We start from the raw sequence: 22,996 nt of genomic DNA on the forward strand, positions 1-22,996 counted from the left end.
TTTTGATATAAATTTGTACTTGCATTTGAAAAGGTGAACAAGCACGATTATTGCTTGTTAAACTATAATGTCTGAGTTTTTTGTAAATAATAATTTATTTAGACCGAGTGAATTGCTTATGAGCTTAAGCTATTAAGTTTAAGGAAATAGCTATATTAGAAGATATTTGAACCAGATTTGATCATTGAAAATTATTAAAGGCAAATGCTGAAAAACATTGTAAAGCTTTGTTCAGCAACAGAATGCTCCTTATATATGGGGAAGTTTTTACTGATACTAACGCTTCTATTACCCATTTGGGCATTTGCCCAAACATCTGATGCTTACTTGCAGGCCGGTAACGCAAAAGCTAAAGTGAAAAACTATACAGGCGCTATTAATGATTTTACCAAAGCTATTGAACTAAAACCTGATAACGTACAAGCTTATTTTTACCGGGCCAATGCGCGTACTAATGCTGGTGATTATCAGAATGCCATTACTGATTATTCCAAAAGCATAGAGTTTCGGCCAGGCAATGCCGAGGCTTTTTATTACCGAGCTAATGCTTATAGTAATTTAAAGCAGTACATGAATGCCATTGCCGATTATACCAATGCAATACGCCTGAAACCTAATATAGCCGATTTATATCATTTTCGTGCGAATGCCAAAGCAAACATGAAGGATGATGCCGGCGCTATTGAAGATTTTGATAAAGCCATTGCGCTTAAGCCCAACGAGGCAGATTTGTATAAATACCGTGGTGTGGCCCGAAGCAATATCAGTAATTATATGGGGGCCATACTGGATTACGACCATGCTTTACATTTACGACCAACCGATAGTGAGGTATACTACTTTAGGGCTAATGCGAAAGCTTCCATAAAAAACTATCGGGGCGCTATTGATGATTTTAATAAAACGATTGCTTTGAATCCGCAGAATGCGGAAGCCTTTTACTACCGGGCTAATGCTAAAGCTAATTCAGGCGATAATGCAGGTGCCATATTAGATTACAATCAGGCTGGCAAAATGAATCCTAAATTGGCTGGTTTATTCCATTACTTGGGTAATGCTCAAATTAACGTAGAAGACAATCGCGGCGCTATTGCAACTTATACCAAAGCGATTACCAGCAATCCGGATAATGCGGAACTTTATTTATTACGCGGCGTAGCCCGTAACCGAACAGGAGATAAGAAAACGGCATTGGCTGATTTTGATAAAGCTATTGCCTTAAAGCCCGACTATGCAGCTGCTTATAGTAATCGTGCCGATGCCCGCAATGATGCCAGCAATTTTGAAGGGGCTATTGCCGATGCAGATACAGCGATTAAACTAGATTCAAAAAGCCAGCGGGCTTATGTGGTACGGGGTAGTGCCGAGGCTAGTTTGAAAGATACACTAAATGCGTTGCATGATTTTGATTTGGCCATTGGCTTAAACCCTCGCGACGATTATGCTTATTATGCACGTGGTAATGTAAAACGTGATTTGAAAGATTATGCCGGTGCTGTAACAGATTATACCAAGGCTATTGAATTGCGTTCTGATAACGCAGATGCTTACCTGAACCGGGGTAATACCCGTATGCGTACACGCAATTTAGTAGGCGCTGCTGAAGATTACCAGCACCTGATTGATATAGCGCCTAAAAACGAAGAAGCTTACGTACGTTTAGGTAATGCCAGGAACTTGTTTCGTGATTATCAGGGCGCCATACAGGTGTATAATGAAGGCATACGAATCAATCCTAAAAACAGCTCTTTTTATGTAAGACGAGGGGTGGCTAAGAGCAACCTGGGAGATACGCAAGGTGCTGTGCGCGATTTTAATGCTGCTATTAAGCTAGATACTGCCTCAAATGAAGCCTACCAGAACAGGGGTAACCTAAAAGCAGGCTATGGCGATTATGAAGGAGCTACTGATGATATTAACAGAGCAATAATGCTTAAAGCTAATGAGGAAGCCTACCTGTTTTTAGGTAATTTAAAAGCTGACCAGAATGACTACTTGGGTGCTATTGATAATTACAATAAAGCATTAGGTATTACCCCAACTAGTGTAAAGGCCTACAATGCACGTGGTATTGCCAAGAGTATGATTCCTGATTCGGTAGGCGCAATGGATGATTTTGCCAGAGCCCTGGAAATAGAGCCTAACAATGAAGAGGTTTTTGTGGCTAAAGCAACCGCTAAACTTAATTTACAAGATTCTATTGGCGCCATACGAGATTACAATACTGCTATCGACCTGAACCCTAATAATTCGGATGCCTATTTATACCGTGGTATAGCCAAGTTTAAGGAGCAGGATTACCGTGGGGCAGTACAAGATTATAACATTGCTATACAAATGTTACCTGGTAACAAAGTAGCTTATTTGAACCGTGCCAATGCAAAAATGGGCAGTAAAGATGTGCGTGGCGCAATAGCCGATTATACAGAAGCCATTAATCTGGATTCGCGTAATCGGGCTGCTTATTTCAGGCGCGGGATGGCGCGGGTCAGTAATGCTATCGACAAAAATAGCGGTTGCCTGGATTTAAGTAAGGCCGGAGAGCTAGGCATGAAGGAAGCTTACGAGGCTATCCGTAAATATTGTAATTAAGCCTTGTTGCAGTTCTGCTTATCACCAGAATAAATTAGTGAGTAACATTTACAACTGTTTGCTCTGATAATCAAACTTATCATTATGCTGTTTGTAATTCCCAAACAAACTAAATATAAGCAAAATGGATATTACATTAGAACAGGCAGAAGCGGTATCAACAGCTGCTAAGCAAAAAGCAAAAGAAATTGGGGTGCCGATGAACATCGCTGTAGTAGATGCGGGAGCTAATTTAAAAGCGTTTCACCGTATGGATAATGCTTGGCTAGGTTCGGTAGATATTGCTGTTAAGAAAGCTAAAACAGCACGCTTTTTTGATATGCCAACCGGCGAAATAGGAAAATTGTCGCAACCGGGCGGTTCATTATATAACATTGAAGTATCAAACGGCGGGCTGATCTCTTTTCCAGGTGGTATTCCTATTAAAAATGCAAATGGTGAAATTGTTGGTGCTATTGGAGTATCTGGTGGCTCGGTAGAGCAAGATCATGAAGTAGCCACAGCAGGTTTAGCGGCATTCAAATAAATTAAACAATGCAAAGCTACTATTATCGTAATAGTAGCTTTGCATTAAACACCATAATACGTGTTCGAGTTAGCAGAATACATTACGCGTTGATTACGGATTAGTAGACCACAATCCAGCTTCTTTCACAAATACTCGCCGGTTTAATTTTAAATTGGCTACAATAAATTCAGCAAAATCTTCCGGTTGCATTACCTTGTCAGGGTTGCCATCTGTTAGTTTTAAATTGATGGCTAAATCAGTAGCTATAGTGCTTGGTGTTAAAGTGCTTACGCGAATATTATGTTTGCGTACCTCCTGCATCAGCGAATCGGATAACCCAATCAATCCGAATTTGGACGCACTATAGGCGCTGGTTACTGCGGCACCACGCTGACCAGCTGTAGAAGATATGTTGATAATATCACCTGTTTTATGCTCAATCATAGCTGGTAAAACGGCGCGAGTAGTATAATAAACACCTAGCAAGTTTACTTTAATAATCTCTTCAAAACGGGTTGGCTCCAAATCTAAAAAGCCACCGAAGGTAGATATACCGGCATTGTTAACCAAGATATCGATAAAGCCTAGTTCAGCTTGTATTTTCTGTACCGCAATGTTTACAGCCTCCATGTCGGCTACATCGGCAGTAGCAATAGCGGTTTTAATATTTAAGGGTTGTAGTTCAGCAGTCAGTTGTTCCAGGTCGGTAGCTGTGCGAGCCAGTAAGCCTACGTTTACACCTTCATGTGCCAGGGCAATAGCCAATGCTTTACCTATACCTTTGCCAGCACCAGTTATTAAAGCGGTTTTTCCTTGTAATGATTCCATAAGGTTAATTAATAAAACCTCAAAGCTACAGCATACGTTGTTTAGGTGATAACGTGTTAAACTATCTGCAAAAAACATGACTTAAGTGTAGCAAACCAACTGCTCATGCTAAGTGACTACTTAATTAAGCTCTCAAAAAAGCCGTCCTGAAAGTTAGCACTAAAATGAATAATGTTGTTCAGGTGATTAAATTCAGCAGGTTGATGCGTAGTGGTTAAAACAACGGCTTGCATGCCTGCATTTAAAGCGGCTTCGGCACCTTTAGATACGTCTTCAAAAACCAGGCAATTGGTAGGTTCAATAGCCATGAGTTCGGCTGCTTTCAAAAACGTTTCCGGGTGCGGTTTGCTTAAGGTAACATCATCGGCACTAACCACAGCTTTGAAGTAGTGCCTGATGTTTAAATTATCTAGTACAAAATCAATGTTAAACAGAATAGCCGCTGATGCAATAGCCATCGGTATTTGGTGCTGCCAGGCACGTTCCAAAAAGGTAGGTAGCCCAGGTAGCAAAGCCAGTTCAGGTAAAAAGGCTTGTTGATAATGGCGCTCTTTTTCCAGTGATAGGGCTTGCATCTCTTGTTCGGTAAAGCGCTCGGGACCAAATACCCGTACTAATACTTCCTGATTTTTACCGTACATCTGGGCTTTTACTTCCTCCCAAGTGAAGTTGCCGCCTAGGTCTTCATTAAAAATCTGCTGCCAGGCACGGGTATGGTAATCCATATCATTAATCATGGTACCATTTAGGTCGAAAATCAAGGCTTGTGGTGTAGCTATCATGCTGGCAAGAAACTTAAAATACTGGTGTAAGACAAATGTTTTTGATGATTTCCTGACCGGAAATAAAAAAGCGTTACAGTAAATAGAAACGCAGTATAGATAAAACTACATCCTGATTTACTGTAACGCTTTTATAGCAGCTGCTATAATGGATTTTATCGCTCTAGCTTGGCTACACGCTTAGGTGTATCTGTACCATCAACAATACTGCGTGAGCTTAGCGCAATAGCTCGAATGGTGCTGGTTATGTTAGCAACGTCCAGTGTGCTCAGTTCATCTTTTACGGTATGGTAATACTGATCTACATCAATCTGGTCGGTAGATATTGTGTGGGCCGGAACACCTACCCGTGCCAGTGAAGCATTATCACTACGGTAAAATAAGTCTTGTGCAGGATAAGGGTCAGGGTAGAATTTGAATTGGGTACCTTTCAGGTTACGCTGCAAAATCTCACCAAAGTCCGACCGCTCATAACCAGTTATGAACGCGGAGTTCTCGCCAAATTTAGAAGGTTTACCAATCATTTCAATATTGAACATGGCTACCGCTTTATCCGGGTTTATCTGCTTGGCAAAATATTGTGAGCCAAACTCGCCAATTTCTTCAGCGGTAAAAGCTACAAATATGAGGGTACGGGCATTGTTGTTGAGCTTTTTGTAGTACTTAGCCAACGTAATCATAGCAGTTGTGCCTGAGGCATCATCATCTGCACCATTGGCAATGCTGTCGCCTTGCATTGGTTTTAAAATACCTAAGTGGTCATAATGCCCTGCAAATATTACGTACTCATCAGGTTTGGTTTTGCCCGGAATCATACCGGCAATGTTAAACAGCACTGGCCGGTCTGTTTTAGTTTGATAATTTACGCTTAGTGTATTTACCTTGTCAAAGTTACCTAGAACAAACACTATAGGTTGACTGGCAGCTGCATCAAACCTAATGCTACCCTGCTGTATGCGATCATGCAAACGGCTGAATAAGGGCTCAAAGCTTGGGTCAACCAACACCAGCATCTTTTTGTTGGAACGCGCATACGTGCGGTACAGGTTCTGTAAGTTTTGACCAGCAGCTATACTCGCCACTTCTACATCCGCAGCACTAGTCCAGTTAAAGGCATCACTACCTTGCACAATGACGCGGTTGGCTGGTACAGCCTCATTGTTAATGGTTACCTGTGTAGTTCCGGGTTTGGTACGCAACATGGTAAAGTTCTGCCGAAAATCAGGATTGCCAGGTAAAGGTTGTAAACCGATATGCTTGAATTCATTTTCAATAAACTGAGCTGCTTTTTCAATGCCTGGCGTAAAGGTTGCCCGACCTTGCATATCATCAGAAGTTAAGGTCTGAATGATGTGCTCTACATTCTTTTGCTTAATCAGCTTGTTTACATCTTGCCCGAAGCTGCTGAAGCTCAATAAGGCTAAAGCAGCACATATACTATATTTTTTCATCTTATTTTACTTTAGTAGATAACCAGTTTTTACGGAAAGCCTCTTGCTTAGCAGCAAGTGATTTACCGGCTGTTTCATAAGTAACCACTTCTAGCATTGGGTTTTCTTCTAAGGTTACTACAGCTTCGTGGTTACCAGTTCGGTTTTTATAAGTAAAGGTCACCTTATCGCCTATGTTTTTGCTGGCAATAACATCAGCATAAGCCTGCATATCTTTTACCTCTTTACCATCCACAGTTAAAATAATGTCGCCAGCATCCAGTCCAGCTTTATAAACAGGAGTACCCATCATCGTACTGGTACGAATCAGCAATCCTTCATTATCATTACCCCGAGTCTGGCCAGAACGGTTACGACCTGTTTCTGTACTAAGCGGGCCAGCCCACGGTTTACCAGGTTGTGCTTTGCGTAACACAAACCCTGCTTTATCTAGCAAACTGTAATAATCATTCTTCTCTGCATTGTAGATGTAACGCTTGAAAAAATCAGCGGCGAATGTTGGACTTTTGGTAAGGGATGCTAATACGTTTTGTAGGTCAGGTATGGTGTAAGGCTTGGCTACGTAGCCAATAGTAGCCTGTGGTTTACCATGAGCCAGCCAAACTGCTTTCATGTAATCATCCAACGTCAGGTTAAATTCACTGCGCAGGCGCAAATCTAAAGCCAATGCGGTAGCGCCACCATAGGTGTAGTAACTGGTAAACACATTAGCATTGTTGTTTTGATCAACCGATACACCTGCATCGGCAAAAACAGCATAGCGGCTCATTTGTGCCGGCGAATAATGTGCCGCTGCTGGTGTATTAAGAACTGTATTAATTAGCCCAGCCATGGTACGAGTATAGTTGTTAACATCATTCAACCCAGCACGCACCAGTAGCATTTCACCATAATATTGAGTAAAGCCTTCGGCAAACCATAATTCGTTGCTCATGTTGGCGTGCTCAAAATTAAAAGGCTCCAACGTTTTAGGCCTGATGCGTTCTACATTCCAGCTATGAAAATATTCATGCGCAAAGGTACCTAATAGGCGGTTTTCAAAACCTGCTATTTTAGGTGTGGTTTGTACAATACTGGTAGAATTGCGGTGTTCCATACCATCGCCAGCATCGGTACTGTACACATCCTGCAAAAAGGTATAGTTACCATAATCATACGCCGGTAGCTCACCAAATACGGCTTGTTCTTCCAAGCTCATGCGTTGTACCATTTTACCGAAATTATCAACTACGGTTTGGTCATCATCACTATGGCTGGTTAAATGTAGGGCTTGCTTTTTACCATCCGGGTTACTAATCTCCCAACTATATGTTTTATAATTAGCCAACGAGGTTGGGCTATCCATCATGTATTCCAAATTGGGGGCATAGTAAGTGCCGCCTGCTTCGGGTTTCAACTGGGTAGCTACCTTCCAGCCGTATTTATCCAAATTGTTAAACTTGAAGCGCATAGGACGTTGGTCCATACCTAATACCCACATAAAAGCAGCTGGCATATTCAGGTGTGCTGTACTGGCATCAATTCCTACATAAGTACCATCTATCCAATTGCCGAATAAAGTATAGTTGATAATTACCGTACTGCCATGCTGAGCTATTTCATACACATCGCCTTCTACCTGTTTAACAGTAAGCAGTTGGTTGCCTGGCCCGTAAGCTTTTACATTATAAATGTTTTTACCGAACTCGTGTGTTGCGTAACGCCCTGGCGATGAACGGCTCATTCTGAACCGCATTACACCAGCTGGTACCTGCGGTACCTGCATATTAATTTCGGCTTCGTGATGTACGGCATTCGGGAAAGATACCGTATAAACTATTTCATTTTGGGCAAAAGTAGCAGCCGATATAAACAGGGCTGCGGCAGCTAAGTACAATTTTTTCATATCCGCATTTTAGCAGCGCTGAAATTAAGATAAAAACAGGAGGGCCAAAGTAAAAAGTTTGTAGTTCTTTTATCATGAAGCATTTATAGAAAAACAAATGCTGGTTTGGGCAGCTTTATAAATTCTATTTAAAATGAAAACTTATGCGCGTTGTTGCTCTTGAAGAACATATTAGTCTGCCAGATTTAGTAAAGCAGATACCAGCTGAAGCTATTGCTAAGCATAGCCTGACCACACCGCCCGATTTGGTGCCTACCATAAAAAAGGTGGAGCCCCAATTAGCCGAAATTGGCCCCGAGCGGTTGAACAGTATGGATGAGAACGGGATTAGTGTGCAGGTGCTATCGGTATCAGGAGCGGGAGCCGAGTTGTTATCCGCTGAGCAAGGGCCAGCTTTAGCACGGCAGTATAATGATGCATTAGCACAGGCTACTACTACTTATTCAAAGCGTTTTGCTGCTTTTGCCCACTCACCTTTAACTAACCCCGAAGCTGCTGCCGCAGAGTTGGAACGCACCGTAAATACCTATGGCTTTAAGGGCGCCATGATTAACGGCCTTACACAAGACCAATTTTTGGATGATCCTAAATTTGCGCCATTGCTGGCTAAGGCCGAAGCATTAGAAGTGCCTTTATATTTGCATCCGGGTATACCGCCTAAAACCGTAGTGAATGCCTATTATAGTAACCTGCCCGAAAAAGCAGCAGCTGTACTAGCTACGGCGGGTTTTGGCTGGCATGCGGAAACAGCTATACATATACTGCGCCTGATTGTATCGGGTACTTTTGATCGTTATCCCAAATTACAACTTATTATTGGGCACATGGGTGAAATGCTGCCGGTGATGATGGCCCGTTGCGATGTTATGTTTAAGGCAACTGATGCGAAAACCAGTCGTTCGGTAAGTGAAGTGTTGAAACAGCAGGTTTATATTACTACCAGTGGTATTTTTACCAACCCACCACTCCAGGCAGCTATAGCTACCTTTGGCATTGACCGTATTTTATTTTCGGTTGATTACCCCTACAGTCCTAACGAGCAAGGAAAAGCTTTTATGGATGGATTGGACTTGAATGAGGAGGATAAAGAGAAGCTATTGCATGGCAATGCCGATCGTTTACTGAAGCTTTAAGCAGGACGTTGTTTAAATTAAAACTAATAGGGGAGAACATCAGCTAAGTTCTCCCTTATTAGTTTTTAATAGCTATGTACAAAAAGTTACACTTTAACTTTTCTTTTGCTGGCTGCTAATGTAATCGGCTACAGTTACCATAGGTGCTATCCAGATATCTTTTTCATGTTGTTTCAAATAGTGCAATAGTTTGCTATGAGCACCCAAATCAACATTGATATTATGACCGCCACCTACGCCATGAAACAGGAAGACCAATAAAGTATGCGTTTGCTGGGCTTGTTTTACCAAATCAATCATGTAATCAGCACTCTGGCCATTAATACCGTAGCAATCAATGTTGCTTAAATCCACCTGAGTAGCTGTTTGCATGCCACCGCTTACACCACGTGCGCCGGCAAAATCATTAGCTAGACTTTTATAGAAGTATTCACCATTAATAGTTAGGTCGCCGCAAGGGTAGGCAAAGGTACGACGTTCTTTACCATCAATAGCTTTTAGTAAGGTGTTATTCAAGCGGATTTCATCAACTGCACGGCCTACGGTATATTTGCTTAAATCATGGTCGGGCGATACAAAGCTGCGACCGGGTTTGCTGCCGTCGCAGGGGTGAAATAAAGCATGATTACCTAGTTCATGACCTTCTTTAGCTGCTTTACGCCACTCATTCATCCGTTTGGTAATTACCGGTGAAGAACCAATCAGGTAAAAAGTGCCTTTGAGTTTTACCGAATCTAATGCGGGTACCACATTATCTAAATCAACGTCAATAGCATCATCATAAGTAAGTACCACGGCACATTGTTTACCATTCCACAAAGGTGCAGTTTGTGCATGCAATAGAGTAATACTGAAGAGTAATGAAGCGGAGAGTAGCAGGTGTTTGAATTTCATAAAATGGTGATATAAAAGCATAAAGATAGGAAAGAATGCTGTTATGTCATCACCGGAGCAGAACGGGATTTTGCAGAAAATAAGGTAGATTCAACCTGTGATAATGTACAGTAGTTAACTAACTCTTTTTGGCTGATTTAAGAATAGGACAGGTATTGAAACAGGTGCTTCTGCCAACAACTCGGGCAGAAGCACCTGTTGCTTCTTTTAAGACTTAAAATAATGACCTAGTTCAAGATCGGCAATAAGCCCCAGTTGGGTAGGTTGCCAACCTAGTTGTTTTTGAGTTAACTCGCTTGATGTTGGATTATCTAACGCCAAAAAATGTGTTAGCCAGCCGAAATGGTTAGTAGCTTCTTCTGACGATAGTGAAACAACGGGTATATTCAAATGCCGGCCAATAACCTCAGCAATATCGCGAATGGGTACACCCTGTTCTGCCGCACCGTGATAACGAGCTCCTTTAGCACCTTTTTCTAATGCTAATCTGAAAAGTCGAGCCGCATCCAACCGGTGTACGCCCGGCCAGCGGTTAAGTCCATCGCCGATATACGCCGAAACACCTTTCTGACGGGCGGTGTTGATAATTATAGGAACAAAGCCATAATCGCCTTCGCCATGTACTGATGGCGCTAAGCGTACTATCGATGCATGTACGCCACGTTCTATAAGTGAAACTGCCGCTTCTTCTGAAGCTACACGAGGAATTGAACTGGAGTCTAAAGTAGGTTTATCCTCCTCAGTAGCCAAATGCGGTTGCCTAACTAATGCGGTTCCTGAAGTAACAATTAACGGGCGTTCAGTACCCACAAGCACAGAGCCAAGTGCCTCAATAGCCTGCCTGTCTATTTCACAGTTATCTTTAAATTTTGAAAAATCATGTATGAAGGCCGTGTGAATAATGCCATCTGCAGCAGCGGCTCCGCTTCTTAAACTGTCAAGGTCTTCAAGGGAACCCCGATGTACTTCGGCACCGGCATCAGTAAGTAGTTTAGCTGATGCATCTGAACGGGCAAGGCCCAATACCTGGTGCCCTGCACTTAATAATTCCTGAACAATGGCAGAGCCAATAAAGCCCGTAGCGCCAGTTACAAATACACGCATGTTTCTGATTATTTAGTTAACAAAATGCTTAGTTTTTATCCAAAGCAAAATTGATCAGAACTCTTGTGTAAAACGAGGACATTTGTCCCTCTTTTCATTTATCGTTTAAGCTGAGCGTGCCTGATGCGGCTAAGTGTTTTAACGGAAATACCCAAATAAGAAGCCACCATGTGCAATGGCACACGTGCAAGAATGCTCGGATGGGTTCTTATAAAATCGTCATATTTTTCTTCGGTAGTTAAGCTGATTGCATTAAAGATGCGTTGTCTGCTTAGATTAAGATTATTAAAAATCAGCTTTTCTGAATAAATCCTCAGTTCAGGAATTTGCTCAAACAAGTTATCAAAATCTCGTTTGGTCCATAAAATAACTTCACTGTTTTCCAATGCATCAATGGTATAACTCGATGGCGTAAGATTATTGTAGCTTTCAGGTTCAGTAGTCCAGCTACTTTCAGGCGAAAACTGCATAACGTGCTCGCTGCCATCTTCCTTAGTACGGTAAGCCCGCAGCAAACCGTTCAAAATAAATATCTTGCATCGGCATATCTCACCCTGCTGTAGTAGTACCTGACCTTTGCGCAAAGTTTTTGACGTAGCTGCTGAGCTGATTAATTTAATAGCTGCATCAGATAACTCTGCTTTTTCCTTGATATAAGTTTCGAATTCAGCAAACATAGATTATCTCAAAATTATAGAAAATATAAGATAAAATGCTGGCTATTGGGTAGTGTCTCAGTTTAATATTTAATTTCCAACGTTGCTTCCAAATGAGGCATTAGTTTTTAGTAATGATTTGCCCATTTAACTAATATCATAATACGAGAAATCAGTTTTTGCTGATTCATACCATTAACCAAATTGGCTACAAATTAATCCATATTGGCTACGTCACACCGACATCGCTTCAAGAACTTTGTATTCTGTAAACGATAATATTATGAACAACAGAATTGAAGGCAAAGTAATCGCGATTACTGGTGCTAGCAGCGGAATCGGCAGGGCAACCGCCGAACTGCTGGCGGTAAGAGGGGCCAAGGTAGTTTTGGCAGCCCGCCGAGGCGGTGCACTTGAAACAATTGTGAACGCGATCCGGGAAAAAGGAGGAAAGGCCATATACATGCAGGTAGATGTCACTCGTAGGGATGAGGTGCAGGCACTTTTAAATCTTGCCGTTGATACATATGGCAAAGTGGATGTGATGATCAATAACGCCGGTATAGCTCAACTCTATCGTATGGAGGAACTGGATATAGAAGGATGGGAGCAGATGATTGATGTTAATTTGAAAGGAACCCTTTACGGAATAGCAGCAGCGTTGCCGGAATTCAAAAAGCAGGGCTTCGGGCATATCATCAATATTATATCAACTGCCGGAATTGCCATAGTGCCTACAATGGGTGTTTATGCCGGGACCAAAAACGCAGTCCGCACTATTACTGAAGCATTGCGTCAGGAATCTGAGGGCAGATGGCGAGTAACCGGTATCTCGCCGGGGTATGTGAAAACAGAATTTGTGAGCAATATCAAGAACGAAGCGCTTAGAAACGCCACTCAGGAAAAAGCTGATCAAATCTCAATTTCTGCAGATGCCATAGCGCAAGCCGTGGCTTATGCTATAGACCAGCCGGATAATGTTGATGTCGGCGACATTGTTATTCGTCCGACAATCCAAAGCTAAATTTCTATCTTCACCTGAGCTAAACACCAACACTTATGAAGCCACTTCCGGATAAAGCGTTACGGTTTAAGAATATCTCCGACCTCCTGCATCATTCAGGGCTGCCAGCGCCGTTGCACCCGCTGATTGCATTAATCAACTATGACCGAACAGCTATGAATCTCAGTGATGCCGGTAATTGGTTCGTGTTGGATTTTTACAAGATTACTTTTAAAAGAAGCTTCAACGGAAACATAAACTATGGGTATGGCACTTATGATTTCAAGGAAGGTGGAATGGCTTTTCTGGCACCGGACCAACTGGTACAAAAGTCTGCCGACAAGAAGGATTACCAGGGATTCGCCTTGTACTTTCACCCAGATCTGATGCATAATTATCCCCTGGAGCAGGGCATTCACCGTTATGGGTTTTTCTCTTACGCCGTTTCTGAGGCATTATTCCTGTCCAAGCGAGAGAAGGATACAATGGAGCTACTTTTTCAGGCTAATATTGCTGAACTGGAGAACAACATTGACCAGTTTAGCGATGATGTGCTCATTTCGCAGCTTCAACTGCTACTGAATCACAGCAATCGCTTTTATAACCGGCAGTTCCTCACCCGGAAGAATCAACATCACGAACTAATTGACCGAATGAACTTATGGTTGAGCAGGCAGTTTGATCATTCAGAGACTTTGCTTCAAGGTTTGCCTTCCCCTAAGGATGTAGCCGCGCATTTAAACGTCTCTCACCGCTACCTCTCAGATATGCTTAAAGCACTGACCGGTAAAACTACACAGCAGCATATACACTTGGCGCTGATTGAAAAGGCCAAAGAGCTGATCAGCCATAACCGGTTGACTACTGCTGAGATTGCTTACCAATTGGGCTTTGAGCATCCGCAATCGTTCAGCAAGCTTTTCAAACAAAAGACAAAAGTATCGCCCGCTGTATTTCGTCAACAAGTGAACTAAATAATTTCCCTAAAAGAATTAGTAAAGCCGATGATATAATAAACTCAGTAGACTGTTCCTGTAGTCATACTTATTATATGATATCTATCTTGAAACTAAAATGAGACACTGCCGGCTATTGCAGAGCATTAAGGTTTATGTTGTGTTTTGTAAATTACTTATCGCTTTGTGCGGGCTGTGGTATTATCCCCTATCATCTGATCTGCCCATTTGATAAAATACTTAACGTTTGGTGCATCAGTGTGTCCACCATCATGTTGCCGCCAGGCTAATTCGCCATTTAGTAAGCCGATGTTAACACCCGGCATTTTTTCAGTATGGTAATCATTAGATACTCCCAAATCTTTTGCGCCTAGTAGCTTAAACACTGGTCCTGCCGCTACTGCAGCCATATAACTACCCTGATGATCGAGCCATTTCGCATCACCTTGTTCGGGTATGCCATAACTGATAAAGGTTAAACGCGGGGCACATAAGGCGATCAGCTCGTGTGCATCTACCGGCAAATCATTAGATGTTTTAGAACCAAAGCTGGCTTCGGAGGCGCCATATTTTATAAAGTTCCCTGCCATCCAATAGTATTCACCACCAGTGAGGCTTTCTACAGCTTCGCCCCAATTACGCCGGTGCAACTTAGCGCCACCTTCGCCTGATGAGCCGATAAGCCCTAGAGCAAAGCGAGGTTCAAAGGCCAGTGTTACTAATGCTGCTTTGCCATAGCGTGATACGCCTTCAATGCCTACATGCTTCGCATCTACCATAGGCTCATTAACCGTCAGGTAATCCAAGGCACGTGCCGCTCCCCACGACCAAGCACGCAATGCGCCCCAATCGTCAGGCCTACGGGGCTGCCCTTTATTGACCAGCCCGATAATGCCACGTGTTAAACCTGCACCATTATCAGCCTGAATGCTGGATGGATCAATCAGAACATAACCCCAACCATCAGCAATGAGTTGCTGTGCAGTAGGTGGATCGCCAGCTGGACGAGGAGCAAATGGGTTAAAGCCGCTGGTTTGTGCCGCAATAGGATTGTAGGCCGGATAGCGGTCAAATATTTCTTTAAGTTCCGGATGTGCTTTGACTAATAATTCTTTTACCGCATCATTAATTTTTTCTAAATCTTCTTTAGGTGGTTGAGCCGGAGCTGGTAAGGCACTTGGGGCAAACATCATGAGTATGGGTACTGGTGCTTTAGCATTAGCCGGTACTACTAAAGTCATGTTGATGTTGACATCAATAAGCGGGTAGGCTGAATTATCTACATGACCAATCAGTTGTTTGGCAATTACCGGTGTAAAACCTACAAACTCGCGATCAGTTACTTTTACCCGCCAGTTTACTGAAGGTACATTCTTTGGAATACGGCCATATACTTCACGTTCAAAGTCCTCCAGAATTTCAGGTCGACGTTGGTTCCACCATTGGGCAGGTGTAGTAACTTTCTTGCCATTTTTCAAGGTGAGTACATCCGGCAGATTGGGGTAGGGATTAGCTAATGCTTCATCATAATTAGCATGGTTAGGCGCTTTTTCATCCCCACTCGGGCCTGGCCTTAAGGCTTTAATGCCTAACTGCTTCATCATGTTATCATGATCCTGCTCGGCTGTAAAGGTAACTGGTGGTGGATAATGACCGGCAGCAGGTTGCATTTGCTGAGCTATCACCTGTGTGCTCATGGCCAGGAAAGTTAAAAACAAGGTCTTTTTCATGCCCGAATGCTGTTAATGTTTAGCGTGCTTAGTACGATTGAGTTTTAAGGATTGTCCGTTCGGAATGGAGAAGCTGGTAAGCCTTCTTTATTGTACAGGTTAGCACCTTCCGGATTGTCAGCCCAGGCATAACGTACATACATGGGATTAGTGACTTCCGGGCTGGATACTATGACCTTATCACCTTCAATTTTAGCATCGGCCCACACAAAGTGTTTATCGGTGCCTGCAATGGCAAATTGCTGCAGAGCGCCGCCACCTTTTACCATGAGCCCTCCACCAATGCTGTTGAAGCTGATGATGATTTTATTGCCTTCCACTTTTGCTGACTGGTAAATAGGTCCGGAACCTACCACTTTGCTGTCATGATAAGCTATATGCTCAGCAGCTAAGGCCAATCGGTTGCCTACATCTTTTTTGTCAAGCGGGTGTATATCGTTCCATTCGCCGGCATCAATAGCAACCGCCATAGCTGTATTGGGTACAGATAAGGCTTTAAGTTGAGCTTCACGAAGTTCGGCCCATTGGCTTTCGGAAGGGGAGTACTGTACTTCCATAAAATTAGGTAATTGTACCAAGAGGAAAGGTAAACTGCCTTGCTGCCATTTGCTGCGCCAGTCGGCAATGAGTGCTGGTAAGAGGTTTGCGTATTCTTTTGCATTACCGGTATTAGTTTCACCTTGGTACCACACAAAACCTTTAATAGTATATTGGATAGCTGGTGCAACCATCGTGTTATACAATCCGGCCGGTTCATTTTGGGCGGATACCGCATAACCGCTTTCCCGGTCGCCCATACTCACGCGACGAGGTGCATATACCTGTCCTACCTTGTACTGCCAGTCGCCACGTATATCAATGTGGGTATTTCCGCCGGTAAGCTCATAACGTTTATCAGGCACAAAGCCTCCTTTACCGAATGTATTGGTGATACGTACAACAATCAAATTTTTGCCTGTCTTAAGTAAACCTGCGGGTACATCATAACGCCTTGGCGGGTACTGGTAGGTAATGTTACCTACCTTCACACCATTCACGTAAGTTTCATCTGCATCTACAATACGGCCTACAAATAGCTTAGCTGGTTTACCCGCCATAGATGCCGGTACTTCTACCTCTTTACGAAACCAGACTACGCCATTTAAGCCTTTTACGCCCTGATCGGCCCAATAACCGGGCAGCCAGAAATTATGCCAGCCTTCAGGCTGGTAGCTGATTTCATACCATTTAACTGCGCCAGTTAAGCCTTTATCCGTTTCTTTAACGGGCTGGCGCGGTGCTACAGCTTGCATAGCTGCTTGCTGCATAACACGGTTCATGTAAGTGGTATCTTTAAACTGCGCAAGCCGATTCATGTACTGCGGCATACCTGTAAAGCCTTCTGCACTCATCCAGGCCTGTATAGGTGTACCGCCTACGCTAGAATTAATTATACCTATCGGGATATGATATTTTAAGTAAAGCTGCTTAGCCATAAAGTAAGATGTTGCACCAAAGTTCAGAATGTCTTTAGGGTTGGCTTCTGTCCATTTTCCCGGTGGCAAGTCTGCATGTATCTTACTAACATCTGATACGGTAGGCACAAAAAAATTGCGGATTTGCGGATAGTGAGCTCCGGTAATTTCTTCCGGGTACTTTTCCTTCACACGTTCCATGGGCGTAACCATATTGGATTGGCCAGAGCAGAACCATACATCGCCTACTAAAATATTGCTCAAGGTAATATGATTGCTGGCATCAATTTGCATCGTGTAAGGTCCGCCAGCTTTGGTTGGAGATAATTGCAACATCCATTTGCCATCACTATGAGTAGTAGCTTTATAGCTTTTGTTATTAAACTTGACTGTAACCTTTTCGGCAGAAGAAGCCCATCCCCAAACGTTAATTTTGGCATCACGTTGTAATACCATGCCATCACTAATGAGTTGTGGCAGGCGTACCTGGCTATAGGTTTTTAAACATGAAAATAAAAGCAAGCAAGCCGCTGCAGATTTAGCAATTTTCATAAACAGGTTTTTGGTGCAATGGTTAGTAGTGTTCAAATCTATTTATTATAAACTACAAATGCAATCGATTACATTGCTTGTAAAGGAAATGTTATAAGAGGAAGTTTGGATGGGTAGTTTATGTAATGCGCTATAAACAAAACAGGCATTACATAAACTGTAATGCCTGTTTCAAATAACAAAAAATTGGCTGTTAATTATAGCCTATAATACTTTTAAATATCGGGAAGTTAAATATCGATTGAAAGATTACATAGTGGCCTTTATCGTTCAGATGGATTCCATCACCAGCCATATAGGTACTTTGGATAGACCATGTTGATGTACTGAGTTGCGCTAAATAACTATCTATATGGCCAGGGTAAGCTGCCAGTAGTTCGTCATTTAAAGTTTTCAGGCGTTGCCGCTGTGCTACAGTCGCAAAATTACGTGGCTGGCTTCCGGTAATAATGTAAGGTACTTTGGCCGAATCTAATTTATGGGTGATTTGAGCATAGTTGTTTAATATTTCACCATCACTATAATTGTTACCAATATCATTACTAGGTAGGTTGATAATAACCAGCGAAGGATGGAATCTGAAAGCTGCTGTAATATTTTTGCAGGAATCAACTTTCGGACGTTCGTTAGGTACAATTGAACCTTTAGGCAGAAGTTGATAGGTACTATAACCCGGAACCCCTAAGTTAATCACGTGCACAGGTTTCTGCTCGTTTCTTAGCCGAGCTTTCAAGCGGTTTACCCAACTGGAGTCTATCTGGCTTGCCCCATAGCCCGCTGCTGTTGAGGATCCTAAAACAACAATCATTTTTCGTTCTGTATCAATAGGCATCCATGTGGTATCCTGACTTACAACCTTGGTTTGATACAAAATTCCGGTAACTGTGCTGGTAGGGGTTTGAAGCGGACTAGCAGCGTCTTCTTCCTTTTTACAAGAGGTGAAACCAACAGATAAGGCAACAACAAAAAATAAACACCATTGCCTGCAATAGTTCATCATTAAACTAGGGTACACGAGTTTTTTAATTAGGGATTATTGGATAACAAAAATATTACAATTACTTGAATTGCAAAATAAATACCATCCTATATTTAACTTAAATGATAAATATTTCACAACTAAAAGAAGTGGAGTAATAATGCCCTTAAAAACGAGTAATTGTATCTTTTCTCAGGAATAGTCTTGCCAAAAAAGCAAATGAGGTTAGGTATTTATTTTCAAGTTTAAGGTAATCAATTGGGAATTTTAGTTTATACCTGCTCCTGCTTATTTTATCAGGCAAAATTATTCTGTTTGTGGGGATTATATGCCACGTTGCCGATTGCTCAGGCATTTTAATTTTTACTAATTAAAAGTTAGTTTTACCTGTGCATGAACCTTCCTGATAACTCTGCTGCACCCCGAAAAAAGATACGTTCCCTACAGCTTATTGCTATTATTTTCTTTACCGTATCAGGCGGGCCCTATGGCTTGGAACCCTTGCTGGCTTATGCAGGTCAGCATTATGCTATGCTGCTGTTGCTGCTTACTCCTATGCTTTGGGATGTGCCCGCTATATTAACTGTATTAGAACTGAATAGCATGATGCCTGTTACTGGAGGCTATTACCAATGGGTAAAGTATGCTTTAGGCCGGCGGTGGGGCTTTTATGAAGGTTGGTGGACCTGGCTCTATACGTTTGTTGATTTAGCTATATATCCAGTGTTATTTGTAGAATATGCTTCTTTTTTCTTTCCGGCATTACTTGCTTACAAAATGCCTATCTGCTTACTCATCATCTGGGGATCGGCCGGGTTGAACATCTTGGGTATTGTACAGGTTAGTAAAGCTTCTCTGTTGTTGAGCATCCTGGTGTTAGCGCCTTTTGTAATTTTAATTATAATAGCTATTGGGCATCAAGGTACTCATACTGTAACAGTAACGCCTGATGCACATTCTATGGGTTTTTCTTCACTGGGTATGGCTTTATATACCGTAATGTGGAACTGCTTGGGTTGGGATAATGTGACTACTTATGCGCAGGAGGTTGAAAAACCTGTGCGCGCCTATTTGGTGGCGGTAATCGCTGCTTTTTTATTAGTATTGGTGGTGTATGCATTGGCTATAGCGGTAGCACAGTATTCCGGCATTAGCGCCACGGTTTTAAATGAAGAAGGTTTTCCGGTATTAGGTTTAAAAACAGCAGGCTATTGGCTAGGAGCGTTGCTGGCAGCAGGCGGAATGGCTAGTGCCTTGGGTATTTACTCGGCTGTACTATTATCCGTATCCCGCATACCACAAGTAATGGCGGAGGATGGATTGTTGCCTACTAAACTTAATCGTTTGCATGCGCGTTTTAAAACGCCATACGTTTCTATTATCATTTGCTCAGTGGTAGTAAGTCTGATGGTATTATGGAGTTTTTCAGAACTGCTGATTATTGATGTTACAGTATATGGTGCTGGTTTGTCGTTAGAGTATCTTACATTAATCAAGCTGCGCCGGCAAGAGCCATTAACTAACCGGCCATTTAAAATTCCGCTGAGCACAACAGGGTTGTATTGGTTACTCTTGTTACCATTCAGTGTGTATGTGGTAGCTCTTGCGGGCGCTTTCTTGTCAGAAGGGCAGGGTATTAAACCAGCTTTGTTCGCTATTGCCGCTTTACTAACGGCCGAGGTAGGTTGGCAGGTAATTAAGCAAAGCAAGCGTAGTATTTTACCGATAAATAATTAAGCAAATATGAGTAGGGGTTTGCATGGGTATAAATGTTTTTTTTCTTTTTACTAACAAATGTTAATAAATAATTAAAACTCAGAGGGTATATAGCCGTTATTCTATCAAATAAAAAATCTACAACTATGGCAACCTCAAAAGCAAAAAAAGAGACAGAACATACCCAAGAAGCAGAAGAATCAGCATTGAAAGAATTATTTGTTGATGAACTGAAAGATATCTATTGGGCTGAACAGCATTTAGCAAAAGCACTGAAAAAAATGGCTAAATCAGCTACATCTGATGAGCTGCGCCAGGCTTTGGAACAACATGAAACAGAAACCGAAGGTCAAATTGAACGTTTGAAACAGGTTTTTGAAATTATTGAAGAAAAAGCCACTGCTAAAAAGTGCCAGGCTATGGAAGGCTTAATCAAAGAATCGGAAGAAATCATTGAAGATACTGAAGAAGGTACCTTAACCCGTGATGCCGGTATTATTTCAGCTGCGCAAAAATCAGAGCATTATGAAATTGCTTCATATGGCACTTTGCGTACATTAGCTAATACATTAGGCTATGCTGACGCAGCCAAATTGCTGGACGAAACTTTGGCTGAAGAAAAGAAAACTGATGAACTGCTTACTCAAATTGCTGAAAGTACAATTAATCCTTCAGCTAAAAGCGAAAAAGAGTAATTAGTCTGAATTTACATCGAATGATGTAAATTTAACAATACATAAATTGCACGAGTGTTTATAAATTGCTAATTAATTTAGTGAAATTTGTAAGGGTTCGTGCAATTTGTGTTTACACCTGTATCTTTGTACTCATATTAAAATGAGTACCGGGTTGGATTTTAAATTACAGGAACAAGATTTACTATTATTGCCTGAACGGGCAATTTTCTGGAAGCAGGAAAAAGCCTTAATGTTGGCAGATGTGCATTTGGGAAAAGTAGGGCATTTCCGTAAGGCTGGTATTGCTATACCCCGCCCGCTGGCGCAGGATGATTTAAAATGCCTTACTCGTTTAATACACCAGCATCAACCCGATAAAATTCTTTTTTTGGGCGATTTGTTCCATAGTGATATGAATGCCGACTGGGAAAGTTTTGCTGCCTGGCGCGAACAGTTTTCTTCCATAGCTATGCAGCTAGTTAAAGGTAACCACGATATCATTCAGGAAGAACATTATCATCAACTGAATATCTCTACCCATCATGAACTTGTTTATGGCCCATTCCGGATGTTGCACCATCCGCAAAGTGATGCTTGTTTGCAGCAGCAAAGCCATTATGTGCTTTGCGGGCATATTCATCCCGGCGTAAAGCTGGTAGGCCGAGGCCGGGAGTCAGTTACCTTACCTTGCTTTGCCTTTGGCAGCCAGCAAGCTATATTACCTTCGTTTGGTAAGTTTACCGGCCAGGTAGCTATGCGGCACCAAGCAACCGATCATGTATTTGGTATTGTATCCAATAAAGTTTTTGCAGTTTAATTAATGCTTACTCAGATATTCTGTAATATCATAAAGTAAACGGTTGTGATCTACATTGCGTTCAATAATACGCCACTTGCTGTCAACCAAGTAGTAAGTAGGTATGGTGCCTATAGCCCAGTTAACTGCATTGGGGGAGTCATCACCCTTTAAATCTGAATATTGTGACCAGCTCATGTGATCGTCGGCGATAGCTTTAGTCCACCAATCGCGCTTACTATCTAATGATATACTGATAATACCGAACTGCCGGCCGTACTTGTCTTTTTGCAAAACATGAATCATGTCTTGATGTACTACGCGGCTGGCTTCGTTGCCTGCCCGCCAAAAATCAATAATGTAACCTTTTTTATCCAGGCTGGCTACGTCAAACTTCTTTCCGTCTGGCGTAGTGCCATTAATGTCGGGTGCTTTAACACCCGGTTGTAATTTAGTCAGGATGCTGAGCTTGGCGCTTATTCTTTTACCATCCTCGCTGTTGCGGGCCGCCACACTCAGTTTATTAAAAAGTGCATTGTAAGCCGGTACATTATCTTCCAGGTTTAACTTGTCCATCAGGTGGGCAGAAGCTACACTTTGCGGATTTTGCTCAACAAAGGCTTGTAAGGCTTTAACCTGTGCTTTCTTTTCTTCCTGCTCGGCTGCTGATACTTTGTTAATCAAGGCAACATAAGCATCTTTTGTAAGGGCAAGCGATTTTTTATTATTCAGTTGCGCTTCTGCTTTAACTGATTTGGCATGGGCACCGGCAGCTAGTTGGTCATACAACTGGTAGTAATTAGAAAGCTCCTGCTGTATTTTTGATGATGAAGTAATTTTCGGGTAATTAGATAAGTGCTGTAGATTGCTGTTTAAAGTGTATTCGCCGGGTTCCATGTAAATCTCATAAGATTCTTTATGCTCTACCCCGTTTTGTATTAAGGTTAGATTGCCATAGCCCGGATTGTTTAAGGGTGTATCAATCTTAAAAGTTCCATTACTGATATTGTTATTACCTAATGTATCGCCGACTTCACCTTTCAATAAATATACCGCATTGTTAAGCCCAGTTATATTGCCGTTGATGGTAATATGTGCAGCAGGTTTTTTGCATCCGGCAGCTATGAGGGCACTCAGAAGTAGTAATTGGTGATATTTCATATACGTTGAAAGGCTGTTCGGCTAAAAGTAATACTTTCAATGCATTTTATAATTAGAAATGGCTAATTTTTAGAATGTTTCTAAATAGACAATTCCCTGACAATAACCGAAAAGTATGGGTAGTAATTGAGTTTTAATA

General features: G+C 42.1%; 19 protein-coding genes. 8 read left to right on the top strand and 11 right to left on the bottom strand.

The window, feature by feature from the left end:
• Window positions 1–255: 255 nt before the first annotated feature.
• Complete coding sequence (locus HH214_RS12230; protein WP_169608047.1) at window positions 256–2,592, top strand: tetratricopeptide repeat protein; 2,337 nt, start codon at window positions 256–258, stop codon at window positions 2,590–2,592.
• A gap of 124 nt (window positions 2,593–2,716) precedes the next feature.
• Entirely contained in the window at window positions 2,717–3,118 is a 402-nt protein-coding gene (locus HH214_RS12235; protein WP_169608049.1) for a GlcG/HbpS family heme-binding protein, read from the top strand.
• Between the two features lie 93 nt (window positions 3,119–3,211).
• Here the strand turns inward: HH214_RS12235 and HH214_RS12240 are convergent, their stop codons facing one another.
• The 4 genes from HH214_RS12240 to HH214_RS12255 form a co-directional block, all read right to left on the bottom strand.
• Complete coding sequence (locus HH214_RS12240; RefSeq protein WP_169608051.1) at window positions 3,212–3,928, bottom strand: 3-ketoacyl-ACP reductase; 717 nt, start codon at window positions 3,926–3,928, stop codon at window positions 3,212–3,214.
• A gap of 116 nt (window positions 3,929–4,044) precedes the next feature.
• Window positions 4,045–4,710, bottom strand: a complete 666-nt coding sequence (locus HH214_RS12245) for an HAD family hydrolase (protein WP_169608052.1) — start codon at window positions 4,708–4,710, stop codon at window positions 4,045–4,047.
• Window positions 4,711–4,865: 155 nt separating this feature from the next.
• Window positions 4,866–6,161, bottom strand: coding sequence for a M28 family metallopeptidase (locus tag HH214_RS12250; protein WP_169608054.1), 1,296 nt, complete (start codon window positions 6,159–6,161; stop codon window positions 4,866–4,868).
• 1 nt (window position 6,162) lies between these two features.
• On the bottom strand, window positions 6,163–8,046 hold the full coding sequence (locus HH214_RS12255) for a M61 family metallopeptidase (RefSeq protein ID WP_169608056.1): 1,884 nt from the start codon (window positions 8,044–8,046) through the stop codon (window positions 6,163–6,165).
• A 143-nt stretch (window positions 8,047–8,189) separates the two neighbouring features.
• Here HH214_RS12255 and HH214_RS12260 point away from each other — a divergent pair, with 143 nt between their 5' ends.
• Entirely contained in the window at window positions 8,190–9,179 is a 990-nt protein-coding gene (locus HH214_RS12260) for an amidohydrolase family protein (protein ID WP_169608058.1), read from the top strand.
• Window positions 9,180–9,272: 93 nt separating this feature from the next.
• Here HH214_RS12260 and HH214_RS12265 read toward each other — a convergent pair whose 3' ends face one another.
• The 3 genes from HH214_RS12265 to HH214_RS12275 form a co-directional block, all read right to left on the bottom strand.
• The gene (locus HH214_RS12265) at window positions 9,273–10,073 is read right to left on the bottom strand and encodes a polysaccharide deacetylase family protein (protein WP_169608067.1); all 801 of its coding nucleotides are present in this window, start codon (window positions 10,071–10,073) and stop codon (window positions 9,273–9,275) included.
• Window positions 10,074–10,280: 207 nt separating this feature from the next.
• Window positions 10,281–11,177 (bottom strand): SDR family oxidoreductase, encoded by an 897-nt coding sequence (locus tag HH214_RS12270; protein WP_169608068.1) that lies wholly within the window; start codon window positions 11,175–11,177, stop codon window positions 10,281–10,283.
• Window positions 11,178–11,275: 98 nt separating this feature from the next.
• Entirely contained in the window at window positions 11,276–11,854 is a 579-nt protein-coding gene (locus HH214_RS12275; protein WP_169608070.1) for a Crp/Fnr family transcriptional regulator, read from the bottom strand.
• 262 nt (window positions 11,855–12,116) lie between these two features.
• Between HH214_RS12275 and HH214_RS12280 the strand changes: the two genes are divergently transcribed.
• Both HH214_RS12280 and HH214_RS12285 read left to right on the top strand, forming a co-directional pair.
• Window positions 12,117–12,857 carry an SDR family oxidoreductase gene (locus tag HH214_RS12280; protein WP_169608072.1) on the top strand — a complete coding sequence of 247 codons (741 nt, stop codon included), beginning with the start codon at window positions 12,117–12,119 and terminating at the stop codon, window positions 12,855–12,857.
• Between the two features lie 35 nt (window positions 12,858–12,892).
• Entirely contained in the window at window positions 12,893–13,810 is a 918-nt protein-coding gene (locus HH214_RS12285) for a helix-turn-helix domain-containing protein (RefSeq protein ID WP_169608074.1), read from the top strand.
• Window positions 13,811–13,968: 158 nt separating this feature from the next.
• Here HH214_RS12285 and HH214_RS12290 read toward each other — a convergent pair whose 3' ends face one another.
• From HH214_RS12290 to HH214_RS12300, 3 genes are all read right to left on the bottom strand, one after another.
• Window positions 13,969–15,522 carry a glucuronyl esterase domain-containing protein gene (locus HH214_RS12290; protein WP_169608076.1) on the bottom strand — a complete coding sequence of 518 codons (1,554 nt, stop codon included), beginning with the start codon at window positions 15,520–15,522 and terminating at the stop codon, window positions 13,969–13,971.
• Window positions 15,523–15,566: 44 nt separating this feature from the next.
• The gene (locus tag HH214_RS12295) at window positions 15,567–17,528 is read right to left on the bottom strand and encodes a sialate O-acetylesterase (RefSeq protein WP_169608077.1); all 1,962 of its coding nucleotides are present in this window, start codon (window positions 17,526–17,528) and stop codon (window positions 15,567–15,569) included.
• A gap of 193 nt (window positions 17,529–17,721) precedes the next feature.
• The gene (locus HH214_RS12300; protein ID WP_169608079.1) at window positions 17,722–18,528 is read right to left on the bottom strand and encodes an SGNH/GDSL hydrolase family protein; all 807 of its coding nucleotides are present in this window, start codon (window positions 18,526–18,528) and stop codon (window positions 17,722–17,724) included.
• Window positions 18,529–18,900: 372 nt separating this feature from the next.
• Between HH214_RS12300 and HH214_RS12305 the strand changes: the two genes are divergently transcribed.
• The 3 genes from HH214_RS12305 (at window position 18,901) to pdeM (ending at window position 21,717) form a co-directional block, all read left to right on the top strand.
• A complete protein-coding gene (locus tag HH214_RS12305) occupies window positions 18,901–20,244 on the top strand; it encodes an APC family permease (RefSeq protein WP_169608081.1) in 1,344 nt (447 codons plus the stop codon).
• 125 nt (window positions 20,245–20,369) lie between these two features.
• Window positions 20,370–20,918: a YciE/YciF ferroxidase family protein gene (locus HH214_RS12310; RefSeq protein ID WP_169608082.1), complete on the top strand. Its 549-nt coding sequence runs from the start codon at window positions 20,370–20,372 to the stop codon at window positions 20,916–20,918.
• A gap of 142 nt (window positions 20,919–21,060) precedes the next feature.
• Window positions 21,061–21,717 (top strand): ligase-associated DNA damage response endonuclease PdeM, encoded by a 657-nt coding sequence (gene pdeM / locus HH214_RS12315; protein WP_169608084.1) that lies wholly within the window; start codon window positions 21,061–21,063, stop codon window positions 21,715–21,717.
• On the opposite strand, the gene HH214_RS12320 is transcribed toward pdeM, so the two are convergent.
• On the bottom strand, window positions 21,718–22,857 hold the full coding sequence (locus HH214_RS12320; protein WP_169608086.1) for a hypothetical protein: 1,140 nt from the start codon (window positions 22,855–22,857) through the stop codon (window positions 21,718–21,720).
• Window positions 22,858–22,996: the final 139 nt, after the last annotated feature.

Source organism: Mucilaginibacter robiniae (genome assembly GCF_012849215.1).
Taxonomy (GTDB): Bacteria; Bacteroidota; Bacteroidia; order Sphingobacteriales; family Sphingobacteriaceae; genus Mucilaginibacter; species Mucilaginibacter robiniae.